The sequence below is a fragment of the Caulobacter sp. 10L414 genome, assembly GCF_056395525.1.
This window is the reverse complement of record NZ_JBFTJR010000101.1, coordinates 1-11,584: the sequence shown is the minus strand read 5'-3', so window position 1 is coordinate 11,584 and position 11,584 is coordinate 1. Positions and strand designations below refer to the sequence as shown.

The window sequence follows — 11,584 nt, the reverse complement described above, 5'->3', positions numbered from 1 at the left end:
GCCGCCGCCTCCGCCCCCGCCGCCGCCTCCCCCGCCGCCTCCGCCGGCGTATGAGGCCCGCGAGTTCGTGGTCTACTTCCCGTTCGATCAGTACGTGCTGACGCCGGAAGCTCAGGCCGTGGTGCAGCAGGCCGCCGACTACGCCAAGGGCGGCAACGCGACCAAGATCACGGTCGTGGGCCACACCGACACCTCGGGCTCGCCGAAGTACAACGTCCGCCTGTCGGAACGTCGTGCGAAGGCCGTGGCCGATGGTCTGGTCTCGGCGGGCGTCCCGGCCACGACCCTGGCGGTCGACTGGAAGGGTGAAACCGCTCCGGCCGTCGCCACCGGCGACGGCGTGAAGGAACCGCTGAACCGCCGTTCGACCATCTCGATCAACTTCTAAGATCGAGACCGGACGGAGGCTCCAGGCTTCCCGACGAATGCGAAGGCCCCGGAGGAAACTCCGGGGCCTTTTGCTGTCTGGGCCTCTCCCTGAAGGGAGAGATTTCGCGAAGCGGGGAGGACCTTAAGCGCGTCCGGGCTCGACCAGCGCGGCCAGGTCGCGGGGCAGGGGCGAGGGCGTTTCCAGGATCAGCGCGACCACGTGCTCGGCCAGCAGCGGGGCGGTCGTGAAGCCTCGGCCGCCCAGGCCGCTCAGCACATGAAGGCCGCTCGGCGCATCCGGAACCGCGCCGGCCAGCGGCAGGTGGTCGGCGGTCGTCGCGCGCACCGCCGCGCGGCCGTCCAGCGGCGCGTCGGCCAGGCGGGCGGCCAGGTCGGGGCGGCCCTTGGCCAGGGCCTGGCGATTGCGGGCGTGATCGGCCTCGCGCAGGTCGCCGGCCGTGTCGCCCCGGTCGTGGGTGGCGCCGAACAGCACGCCGCCGCCGGGCGTGGGAACCGCATAGCCGCCGAAGGCCGCCGGGACGACGGCGGGGCCGTCCAGCGGGCCGGTCCAGCTGGTCTGGCCGCGAACCGGGCGGATCGGCGCCTGGGGCCACAGTCGGGGAAGGTCGGCCCCGCCCGCCAGCACGACGGCGTCGGCGGCAGCCAGCAGCGCGTCGTCCGAGCCGTGAAGGCGCCAGCCGTCGCCGGCTTTCTCCAGGCGCGTGACCTCGGCCGCGACCGCCTCGCCGCGCCAGGCGGCCAGGACGACGGCGGGATCGACCACGCGGGCCAGGTCCATGCGCAGCGCGCCGGCCGCCGGCTCGCCCAGGGCCGCGCCGGCCTCGATGGCGTCAAGAGCGGTCATTTCGCCGGCCGCGAACAGGTCCTGCCCGGTGACGGCGGCGAAGCGATCGGGATCGCGCGGGCCGGTAGCCAGGCGCAGCACGCCGCGCGCCAGCACCGCCCCGGGCAGGGCGTCGTAGAGGGCGGCGGCGCGGGCCAGGGCCTGGGCGGGGAAGGCCGCGCGCGGGCCGCCGCCGGCGTCCAGCGCCGGCGTGACCAGGGCGGCCGGATTGCCCGAGGCCTTGGCCTGGTCGGCGTCGAACACGGTGACCTGCAGGCCCTCGGCCCGAGCGGCGCGGGCCAGCGCGGCGGCCGCGATCCCGCCGCCGACGATCGCCAGGCTCTTGGGGCGGGCAGGCGTCGCGGCCTCGCCGGAGTAGGTCGCCTCCAGCCGCTCGCGCTTGCGGCCAAAGCCCGGGCGCTTGTCCCAGGAGAAGCCGGCGGCGGCCAGGCCCCGGCGCACGGCCCCGGCGACGGTGAAGGTGGCCGCGCGGCCGCCCGGCGCGGTGCGGGCGGCGACCGCGGCCAGGATCTCCTCGCTCCACATCGCCGGGTTCAGGGCCGGCGAGAAGCCGTCCAGGAACCAGGCGTCGGCCCGGCCGCTCCAGGCCGCCAGGGCCTGCGAGACGTCCATGACGGCCAGGTCCAGCGTCGCGTCGAAGCCGGGCAGGTCGATGCGGTGAAAGCCGCGCGCCTCGCTTGGCCAGTGATCCAGCAGCACCTGGGCGGCCTCGCCCAGCTGCGGCCAGACGGCCAGGGCGCGGGCGGCCTCGTCGCGGGTGATCGGGTGGGCCTCGATCGAGAAGACGTGCAGGCGGCCGCCCGGAGGCTTGCCGCGTCGCCACAGGTCGAGCAGGGCGGCGATGTTGAGGCCGGTGCCGAACCCCAGTTCCCCGACCGTGAAATGCTCGCGCCCGGCCCAGGCGTCCGGCAGGCCGCAGCCTTGGAGGAACACCGCCTGGGTCTCGGCCAGGCCGTCGGCGCTGGAGAAGTAGACGTCGCCGTACAGTCGCGACTGCGGCAGGCCGTCCTCGCGCCAGATCAGCGGCGAGCCGAGGGGGGAGGGGGAGGAGTCGGAAGTCATGGGGCCATCATAGAAGAAGGGCCGCCCTCGCGGACGGCCCCTCGATCATTCCAGAACCGAAGAAGGGCTCAGTGGCCCTCGGTCTTCTTTTCCTCGGCCGGGGCGGCGGCGGGGGCGGTCCCCGGGGCTTCGGCGGCCGAGACGGCGTCGGGCTCGGCGGCGGCGTCGGCGGCGGCCTTGTTGGCGTCGGCCATGGCCTGGCCTTCGGCGCCGGCGGCGTCGGCGGCGGTCACTTCGCTGGCGCCGGCGGCGGCGGCCGCGGCGGCCTTGTCGTCGGCGGCGGGAGCCTCGTCCTTCTTGCCGCAGGCGGCCAGCGACAGGGCGGTCATGGCCGCGCCGGCGATGAGGATCTTGCGGAGGACTTGGGTGGTCATCGGGGGCTTTCCTTGCGACTGGCCTTGCGACCGGAAACGGCGACGGCCCGGCGAGAGGCCGGGCCGCACCATGGCAAGGAACCGCTTTTCACGTCTCGTTGCAAGCCAAAGATCACGGCGGCGTGATCTGGCCGTGTACGGAGCGAGCCTGGCGGATCAGGCTTCGTTCGGGATCTGGGTCAGGGCCTCTTCCAGCTCGATGAAGCTGGGCTGGTGGACGCTGGGCACGTTGCCGCGGCCGATCTCGACGCTGATCTGGGCGGCGTTGCCGTGCAGGTGGGCGACCAGGACGGCCTGGATGATCTTGTAGAAGGCGCCGTCCTCGTTGACGACGGCCTGCAGGCGGGCGGCCATCGGGCCGACCAGGCCATAGGCCATGAACACGCCCAGGAAGGTGCCGACCAGGGCGCCGCCGATCATGCCGCCGAGCACGGCCGGCGGTTCGGTGATCGAGCCCATGGTCTTGATGACGCCCAGCACGGCGGCGACGATGCCCAGGGCCGGCAGGGCGTCGGCCATCGACTGCAGGGCGTGGGCCGGCTCGAGCGCCTCGTGGTGGTGCTTCTCGAGCTGCTTTTCCATCGCGTCCTCGACCTGGTGGGGATCCTCCAGGTTCATGGTCATCATCCGCAGGGTGTCGCAGATGAAGTCGACGGCGAAGTGGTCCTTCGAGATCTTGGGATAGCGCGAGAAGATCGAGCTCTCGTGCGGCTTTTCGATGTGGCTTTCCAGGGCGATGACGCCCTTGGACTTCATCGTCTTGGTCAGCAGGAACAGCAGGGACAGCAGGTCGCGATAGTCGCTGGCCTTCCACTTGGGGCCGGCGAAGATCTTGCCGAAGCCGCCGGCCGTGGCCTTGATCACGGTCATCGAGTTCGAGATCAGGAACGCGGCGATGCCCGCGCCCAGGATGGCCATCAGTTCGTGCGGCGCGGCGTGAAGGATCACGTCCATCTTGCCGCCGCCCATCAGGTAGCTGCCGAACACCAGGCCGAAGAGCAGCACGATGCCGATGATCTGGAACATGACGAAAGAGAGCCCCGCGGATTTCAGCCGGCATCATCGCTGTTAATGCTTAATCCAAGGTATCAGGCCGCGAGCGCGAATCCGCGACCGGATGGCGCGGCCCGTGGCCCGCGAAAGCGGGGCCTTCCCCTGGGGGCAAACCCCCTCTAACGTTTGTTCGATGTCTGCCGCCGCTCAAGATCAACAGGTCAACCGGCGGGCCTTCGCCATCCTGTTCGGGGTGTCGGCGGCCACGGCGCTGGGCAATACGGGCATGCTGTCCGTCCTTCCCGCCATCGGCCGCCAGATCGGCATTCCCGACGCCATGGTGGCGGCGATCTTCTCGCTTTCGGCCCTGCTGTGGGCGATCTCCTCGCCGTTCTGGGCCAAGCGGTCGGACGTGCGGGGGCGAAAGCCCCTTATCCTGCTGGGGCTGGGCGGGTTCTGCGTGTCGATGACCCTGTGCGCCTTCGTGGTCAGCGCGGGGTTGCGCCAGCTGCTGCCGCCGATGGTGGTGTTCGTGCTGTTCCTGCTGGCGCGGGCCCTGTTTGGCCTGTTCGGCTCGGCGGCCAATCCGGCCACCCAGGCCTATCTGGCCGACCGGACCAGGCGGGAGGAGCGCACCCAGGCCATGGCCACCCTGGCCGGCGCCTTCGGCCTGGGCACCGTGGTCGGGCCGCTGCTGGCGCCGCTGTTCGTGCTGCCGGTGGTGGGGCTGGCCGGGCCGATGTTCGCCTTCGCGGGGCTGGCGGCGGTGATGATGTGGATCGTCAGGCGGGGCCTGGACGAAAGCACGCCGCCCCCCACGGCCGGCGAGCCCCAGCCGCGCGGGCGCCTGGCCTTTCCGTCGCTGCGGCGGGGCGACAGCCTGTGGCGCGATCCGCGCCTGGCCCCCTTCCTGCTGTTCGGCTTCCTGGTGGCCACCTGCCAGACCGCCCAGACCCAGACCCTGGGCTTTCTGATCATCGACAAGCTGGGCGTCGAGCCGGTCAAGGCCCAGGGCTTCATCACCCTGGCCATGGCGGCCGGGGCGGTGGCGGGCCTGCTGGCCCAGTGGGGCCTGATCCGGATGTTCTCGATGGGCCCGCGCGAGCTGATGCGCTGGGGCGTGGCGGTGGCGGCGCTGGGCAACGTGGTCGTCGCCTTCGCGCCGGACTACGCCGCGGTGGCCATCGGCTATGCGGTGTCGTCGCTGGGCTACGGTTTCGCGCGGCCGGGGTTCACGGCCGGGGCCTCGCTGTCGGTCGGGGCCAAGGACCAGGCCGGGGCGGCCGGCGCCATCGCCGCCATCAACGGCCTCAACGTGGTGGTCGCCCCGCTGTTCGTGCTGCTCTACGAGGCCGTCGGCTGGGCGCCGTTCGTGCTCAACGCCCTGATCCTGGCGGCGATGCTGGCCTACGCCCTGCGCCAGGCCGTGCTGCGCAAGGTCAGCGACGCCGAGGCGACCGAAGAAGCGGCCATCGCGGGCCTGGAGCGCGGCGACGAGGGCGGGGTGTAGGAATGCCGATGAGCCGAATTCTCGCCTTGGTCGTGGCGCTGTCGACGGCCTTGCCCGGTCAGGCCCTGGCCCAGGACGGACGCTTCGATGTCGGCGGCGGGCGGATGATCCGCCTCTCCTGCCAGGGTCAGGGCGCGCCCACCGTGGTGGTCGACGCCGGCATGGGCGGCGCGCCGGTGGAGGACGAGGCCTGGGGCCGCATCGCGGCGCGGGTGTCGGCGGCCGCCCGGGTCTGCCTCTACGACCGCGCCGGGCTGGGCGCCAGCGATCCGGCCCCGGCGGGCAGGCCGCGCACCAGCGCCGACGCGGCCGCCGACCTGGAGGCCGCCCTGCGCGCGGCCGAGGTCGCGCCGCCGTTCCTGCTGGCCGGTCACTCGATCGGCGGGCTGCACGCCCAGGTCTTCGCCGCTCGCTATCCGGATCAGACGGCCGGACTGGTGCTGATCTCCTCGACCCATCCCGATCAGATGGACGCCTGGCTGGCCAGGCTGCCGGCGCAGGCGCCGGATGAGCCCAAGGCGCTGTCCGACGCGCGCGGCTTTCTCACGCGGATGCCGCGCGATCCCAGCCTCAATCCGGAAAATCTCGACGTCGGCGCCAGCAGCGCACAGGCCCGTGCGCTGCGCACGCTCGGCGACAAGCCGGTGGTGGTGGCCACCCACAGCCCGAAATGGCGGATGGTCCCCGAACTGGGCGAGCCGCTGGCGGTAGAGTTGGAGGCGGTCACGCAAGACCTGCAGAAGCAGTTCCTGGCCCTGTCGACCCGTGCGACCCAGACCATCGCGCCCACGGCCGGCCATGGCCTGCCGCACGAGGATCCCGGCTTCGTGGCCGAGGTGATCCTGAGCGGCGTGAAGGCGGTGCGAGAGGGGCGGTAGTGCTGCTATGATGCGCCCGTGCTGGAGCGCTGCATGGCCAGGATCACGCTATTGCGGTCGAACGGCTCGCAGGTTCTCCTGCTGCCTGAGGACGTCGCCTTTCCGGAAGGCGTGCGCACCGTGACTGTAAAGCGCGACGGCGACCGTCGCATCGTCACGCCGATTGATGGGGTGTGGGACGATTTCTTCGACGAGCCTGGCATAGACCTCGGCGAGGGTCGCTTCCCGTCATCCGTTGGCAGGAATGACGGGAAGTAGATCGGCGGTTCAGCCCTTGCGGACGATGCGCGCGGCGGCGGCGTGGAAGGCCGCTTCGCTTTCGGCCAGGTCGGCGACGGCGCCGTGGCGGTCGGCGGCGACGCTCATGTTGGTCGTCACGTACGACTTCGACACCCGGCGGGCCTCTTCGCCGCGCAGGACGGCGTTGGCGGCGGCGGTCTCGTGCCATTCGGCCAGTTCGCCGGCGGTCAGCGGGTGGTCCTCGGCGGCGCTGGGGTGATGCACCACGTCGCCGAAGCCGATGGCGACGAAGCCGTGGATGACGCCGTAGTCCTCTTCCGACAGCAGGAAGGTGATCTGACGTTCTTCGGTCTGGCCGGTGTAGACGTCCTGCTCGGGATCGAACTCGCGCAGCACCAGCACGTCGCCGACCTTGAATTCGCGGTCGTTGCGACGGATCTCGAAGCGCTTCTTGCCCGAGCGCACGGCGGCGAAATACTGCGGCCAGGTCTTCAGTTCGTGACGGGTCATGGGAAGTCTTTGAATTGCGGCCGGCGGAGCGCCGGAAAAATCGGAGGCGAGGCTCTTAGAGCGCGTCGGCGGCGAGGAAAAGGCCGTTTGTGACGGCTCGGCGACGCCCGCGATACGAAAAGGCCGCCGCGACAGCGTCGCGACGGCCCTTGTTCTAGCAGATCGGAGGCTGTTACGCCTCGACCATGTTCTTGGCGATGGCCGCCTCGCGCATGGACTTCTGCAGCTTCTCGAAGGCGCGGACCTCGATCTGGCGGACCCGTTCGCGGCTGACGCCGTACTGGGCGGCCAGGTCTTCCAGGGTGGTCGGGTCGTCCTTCAGGCGGCGCTCGGTCAGGATGTGCCGCTCGCGGTCGGTCAGTTCGACCATGGCCTCCTCCAGGAGGGTCATGCGAAGCGACTTTTCCTCGTTCTCGGCGACCATGGTCTCCTGGCTGACCTGCTCGTCGTCGGCCAGCCAGTCCTGCCACTCGCTTTCGCCGTCGGCGCGCAGCGGCGCGTTCAGCGAGGCGTCGGGGCCCGACAGGCGGCGGTTCATCGAGATGACCTCGCTGTCCAGCACGCCTAGCTTGGTGGCGATGGCGCTGACCTGCTCGGGGCGCAGGTCGCCGTCCTCGAAGGCGCTGATCTGGCTCTTGGCCTTGCGCAGGTTGAAGAACAGCTTCTTCTGCGCGGCGGTCGTGCCCATCTTCACCAGCGACCACGAGCGCAGGATGTATTCCTGGATCGAGGCGCGGATCCACCACATGGCGTAGGTGGCCAGGCGGAAGCCCTTTTCGGGCTCGAACTTCTTGACCGCCTGCATCAGGCCGACATTGCCTTCGGAGATCACTTCGCCGATCGGCAGGCCGTAGCCGCGATAGCCCATGGCGATCTTGGCCACGAGACGCAGGTGGCTGGTGACCATCTTGTGCGCGGCGTCGCTGTCCTGATGCTCTTTCCAGCGCTGGGCGAGCATGAACTCCTCGTCCTTCGCCAGCATCGGGAACTTGCGGATTTCGGTGAGGTAGCGCGACAGGCCGCCGTCCGGCGACATCACCGACAAGGAATTCACAGCCATGAGTTCAACATCCCCTGGGCTGGGCGCCAACTTGGCGTCCGGAGCCCACTTTCGAATGGGTGAGATAGGTACGGGTTGCGGCGAAGGTAAGGGCGATAACGCAATTGTAATGTCCGACACCCTGGCTCAGGTATTGGACATTTCGATGGCKGAATGAACGTTCATTCTCAAAAAAATGAACGATCATTCTCAAAATTGCAAGGGGGTCTGGAGAGGGCCCGCCTTCTCCATAACCGCCCGTCATTCCCGCCCTTGTGGCGGGAACCCCTCTGTCAGCCGCAAGGGCGGATGGGGCGGACTGCTGAGCAGTCCGCTGGCGCTTCACATGCGAACGGAACCAGGGCTTCCCGCCACAAGGGCGGGAATGACGAGAGCGAGGGAGCGCGGACGTCAGCCCGCCGGGGCGTCCAGTTCGGCCCGCACGCCGGGATTGTTGTCGTGATAGGCCAGGGTCCCGGCCAGCTGGCGGACCATGGCGTCCATCATCTTGCTGCCGAAGCCGACGCGCGGCCCCTGCTTGCCGCCGCCCTGGTCGGCGACCGAGATGCGCACGCGCCCGCCCTGTTCGGTGAGGCCGATGTCGACCCGGCCTGGCCGGCCGCCATAGGCGTACTTGACCGCGTTGATCACCAGTTCGGTGACCACCAGGCCGATGGTCACGGCCTTGTCGGTCGAGACCGTGGCCGGGGCGGCGTCGACGCGGATCATCCGCGCCCATTCCTGGCCCAGCGACTCCACCAGTTCCTCGGCCAGCTCCACGAGGTAGCGGTCGAGCGAGACGGTCTCCAGCTGGTCGCCGCGATAGAGGCGGCGGTGCACCAGGCCCACGGCGGTCAGGCGTCGGCTGGCCTCTTCCAGCGGGGCGCGGGCGGCCGGATCCTCGATGGCCTTCATCTGGATGGTCAGGAAGCCGGCGGCCAGGGCCAGGCTGTTCTGCACCCGGTGGTTCACTTCGCGCAGCAGGAAGTCCTTCTGCCGCAAGAGGTCGTCCTTGTCGTCCAGCGTGGCGCGCAGCTGGCTGTTCAGTTCGGCCGTGCGGCGGGCGCGGCGCAGGTCCAGCAGGTCCTGGCGCAGGCGCAGGGCGGCCTCGGTCTGCGAGCCGCTCCAGGGGCGCGAGCGGCCGCGCACGGTCTCGGTCCAGGCGTCGAACGAGGCGCGCGGCGTCAGGGCGCCGTCGCCGCCGGCCGCCTTGGCGGTGCGGTAGGGATCGCCGGCCCAGCGCACGACCTCGACCTCTTCGGCGCGGGTCCACAGCACAGCCAGCAGGGGCGAGCGCTCGATGACCACGCCCATCAGGCCCGAGGCCCAGCTTCGGAAGGCGCCGGCGCCGGGGAAGACGGTCTCGCTGCGGTCGGTGGCGATCACGCCGCCGGCGTCGACGTCCAGCAGCCAGTCGCGCAGCATGGCCAGGGCCGTGTGCGGCGGGGTCTTGCCGGCCGTCTCGATGGCTTCGTCGCGGAACACGGCCACGCCGTCGGCCTCGCCCAGCGCCACCAGGTCGGCGGCGTGCTCCTCGAGCGACAGGTCGCCGACGTCGGACTGGGCCAGCACGGCCGTCAGGTCGTCGCCCAGGGCCCGCAGGCGCAGCTTCTCGCGCCAGGTCTCGGCCTCTTCCTTGGCCTTGATCTGACGGGCCAGGCCGCCGGCCAGGGCGCGGCAGGCGGCGCGGATCTCGTAGGGCAGCAGGCGCGGGCTGTTGTGATGGCAGGCCACCAGGCCCCAGAGGCGGCCGTCCTTGACGATCGACACCGAGGCCGAGGCGATGACGCCCATGTTGCGCATGTACTGCATGTGCACCGGCGAGACGCTGCGCAGGGCCAGGTCGCTCATGTCGAGCGGGCTGTCGGGCGCGGGCTCCAGCGGGGCGGGGGTGTAGGTGCAGTCGGGGATCACCCGCACCAGGTTGCGCACATAGAGGGCGCGGGCCTGCCTGGGGATGTCCGAACCGGGGAAGCGGTGGTTGAGGAAGCTCTTCAGGTGATGGGCGCGGTCCTCGCCGACCACCTCGCCGGCGTCGTCGTCGCCGAAGCGATAGATCATCACCCGGTCGAAGCCGGTCAGGCGGCGGAATTCCAGCGCGGCGCGGTCGTAGAGCGTCTTCAGGCCGGGGCAGCGCTCGAAGGCCGCGGCGGCGGCCTCCAGGTGGGCCAGGATCTGCGAGCCGGCCATCGGCCGCTCCAGGCCAGGCTCGATCTCCAGCAGCACCAGTTCGCCCTGCACCGTGGCGCTGAGGTCGAGATTGCGGCCGCCCCGGGCCAGCACGCCGATGAAGCCGCCGGCCGGGCGCGAATTGGAGATGGCCGCCACCTGGGCCGCCAGTTCGTCGCCGATCAGCGCCCCGGCCGTCTGGCCAAGCCAGGCCTCGACCTTCAGCAGACCGGCGACGTCGCCGGCCGCCATGCGCACCGTCAGGCTGTCGCGGTCGAGGATCAGCAGTACGCCGTGCGGCTGGATCGCGCCGGGAATGTGGATCGGCTCGCGGTCGCAGGCCTGGATCTGTTCGGGCGTCGGCGCCGCGGTCATGCGCGGGGCCGATCAGGCGTCAGGACGTGCGGAAAGAAGGCTGTAGTCACGGCGGCGGCTCCATGCGGCCTAGGCCGGTGCTTGACAGTACGCGTCATTGAACAGGTTCACCGTCGTCTTGTCGACATTTCGCATCCCGGCGCGCGAACGGCGCTTGTGTGCAGCTTTGGCGGGCGTAAAGGTCGGCGACGACTTCGGGGAGTTTCCAGATGACCGGTTTTCTCCTGCGCGCCCTGTTCGCGGGGCTGGGCCTGTGGCTGGCCTCGCGCATCGTGCCCGGCGTCCATGCCACGGGCTGGCAGACGATCGCCATCGCCGCCGTGCTGCTGGGGCTGGTGAACGCGGTGGTGCGCCCGGTGGTGGTGCTGCTGACCCTGCCGATCACCCTGGTGACGCTGGGCCTTTTCCTGCTGGTGGTGAACGCCGCCATGCTGGGCCTGGTCGCCTACATCCTGCCCGGCCTAGCCGTGAACGGTTTCTGGGCGGGGATCTGCGGGACGATCGTGATCGGCGTCGTCAGCTGGTTTGGCCACCTGCTGCTGGGCGAGGGTACCGAGCGGGACTAGCTGGCGGCGACCTCGATCCGCACGCGCACGCGGCCATCCTCGCCGCGGCTCGCCTGGGTTCCAGAGGCGGAGCCCTTGGCCGCGCGCCGGGCGGCGACCTTCTCCTTCATGCCCTCGGGCCAGCGCGAGGCGTGGGCCAGGCGGACCTTGCGCGGCACGCGGGCGGCGGCCTTGAGCGGCAGGTCGTCGGCGCTGGCGAAGGTCCGGTCCATGAAGTGGGCGGGGTTCAGCGGCCGGCCCTTGCGGCTGATCTCGAAATGCAGGTGCGAGCCGGTCGAGCGGCCGCTGTCGCCGACCACGGCAATCGGCGTGCCGCGCTTCACATAGACGCCCTTCTTCATGCCGAGGTTGCGGCCCAGGTGCGCATAGAGCGTCGAGAAGCCGTCCTTGTGCTTGACCTCGACGAAGCGGCCATAGCCGGGGTCGGTCCCGGTGCGGGCGACAATGCCGTCGGCGGCGACCTTCACCGCCGTGCCCGAGGGGGCGGCGATGTCGACGCCTTCATGCAGGCGGCCGCCTTCTTCCCACGGCAGTTGGCGCAGGCCGAAGGGCGAGGCGACCTCGCGGCCGGGCAGCGGCGCGTCGAAGGCGTAGGCGGGCGGAGGCGGCGGGGCCGGCTGCGGCGCCGCGGGGG

Annotated in this window: 12 protein-coding genes; 5 read left to right on the top strand and 7 right to left on the bottom strand. The window is 70.8% G+C overall.

Going from position 1 to position 11,584, the window contains the following annotated elements:
• The coding region (locus AC1DCG_RS24240; RefSeq protein WP_477041719.1) for an OmpA family protein at positions 1 to 388 on the top strand (388 nt) is incomplete at its 5' end.
• Between the two features lie 123 nt (positions 389 to 511).
• Here the strand turns inward: AC1DCG_RS24240 and mnmC2 are convergent.
• From mnmC2 to motA, 3 genes are all read right to left on the bottom strand, one after another.
• Positions 512 to 2,296: a tRNA (5-methylaminomethyl-2-thiouridine)(34)-methyltransferase MnmC2 gene (gene mnmC2, locus AC1DCG_RS24235; RefSeq protein ID WP_477028516.1), complete on the bottom strand. Its 1,785-nt coding sequence runs from the start codon at positions 2,294 to 2,296 to the stop codon at positions 512 to 514.
• A 68-nt stretch (positions 2,297 to 2,364) separates the two neighbouring features.
• A complete protein-coding gene (locus AC1DCG_RS24230; protein WP_165260734.1) occupies positions 2,365 to 2,670 on the bottom strand; it encodes a hypothetical protein in 306 nt (101 codons plus the stop codon).
• A 156-nt stretch (positions 2,671 to 2,826) separates the two neighbouring features.
• Positions 2,827 to 3,696, bottom strand: a complete 870-nt coding sequence (motA, locus tag AC1DCG_RS24225; RefSeq protein WP_101711521.1) for a flagellar motor stator protein MotA — start codon at positions 3,694 to 3,696, stop codon at positions 2,827 to 2,829.
• A gap of 160 nt (positions 3,697 to 3,856) precedes the next feature.
• Here motA and AC1DCG_RS24220 point away from each other — a divergent pair, with 160 nt between their 5' ends.
• The 3 genes from AC1DCG_RS24220 to AC1DCG_RS24210 are packed head-to-tail and all read left to right on the top strand — an operon-like array spanning position 3,857 to position 6,309.
• A complete protein-coding gene (locus tag AC1DCG_RS24220; RefSeq protein ID WP_477028515.1) occupies positions 3,857 to 5,173 on the top strand; it encodes an MFS transporter in 1,317 nt (438 codons plus the stop codon).
• Positions 5,174 to 5,181: 8 nt separating this feature from the next.
• Entirely contained in the window at positions 5,182 to 6,051 is an 870-nt protein-coding gene (locus AC1DCG_RS24215) for an alpha/beta fold hydrolase (protein WP_477028514.1), read from the top strand.
• A gap of 33 nt (positions 6,052 to 6,084) precedes the next feature.
• The gene (locus tag AC1DCG_RS24210; RefSeq protein ID WP_477028513.1) at positions 6,085 to 6,309 is read left to right on the top strand and encodes an AbrB/MazE/SpoVT family DNA-binding domain-containing protein; all 225 of its coding nucleotides are present in this window, start codon (positions 6,085 to 6,087) and stop codon (positions 6,307 to 6,309) included.
• A 9-nt stretch (positions 6,310 to 6,318) separates the two neighbouring features.
• On the opposite strand, the gene AC1DCG_RS24205 is transcribed toward AC1DCG_RS24210, so the two are convergent.
• From AC1DCG_RS24205 to AC1DCG_RS24195, 3 genes are all read right to left on the bottom strand, one after another.
• Complete coding sequence (locus AC1DCG_RS24205; protein WP_477028512.1) at positions 6,319 to 6,801, bottom strand: ASCH/PUA domain-containing protein; 483 nt, start codon at positions 6,799 to 6,801, stop codon at positions 6,319 to 6,321.
• A gap of 172 nt (positions 6,802 to 6,973) precedes the next feature.
• Positions 6,974 to 7,861 (bottom strand): RNA polymerase sigma factor RpoH, encoded by an 888-nt coding sequence (gene rpoH, locus AC1DCG_RS24200; RefSeq protein ID WP_165260746.1) that lies wholly within the window; start codon positions 7,859 to 7,861, stop codon positions 6,974 to 6,976.
• Positions 7,862 to 8,251: 390 nt separating this feature from the next.
• A complete protein-coding gene (locus AC1DCG_RS24195; RefSeq protein WP_165260748.1) occupies positions 8,252 to 10,384 on the bottom strand; it encodes a histidine kinase dimerization/phosphoacceptor domain -containing protein in 2,133 nt (710 codons plus the stop codon).
• Positions 10,385 to 10,593: 209 nt separating this feature from the next.
• On the opposite strand from AC1DCG_RS24195, the gene AC1DCG_RS24190 reads away from it, so the two are divergent.
• On the top strand, positions 10,594 to 10,950 hold the full coding sequence (locus AC1DCG_RS24190; protein WP_477028510.1) for a phage holin family protein: 357 nt from the start codon (positions 10,594 to 10,596) through the stop codon (positions 10,948 to 10,950).
• On the opposite strand, the gene AC1DCG_RS24185 is transcribed toward AC1DCG_RS24190, so the two are convergent.
• The coding region (locus AC1DCG_RS24185; RefSeq protein WP_477041718.1) for a M23 family metallopeptidase at positions 10,947 to 11,584 on the bottom strand (638 nt) is incomplete at its 5' end. The two genes, AC1DCG_RS24190 and AC1DCG_RS24185, sit on opposite strands and share 4 nt — an antisense overlap.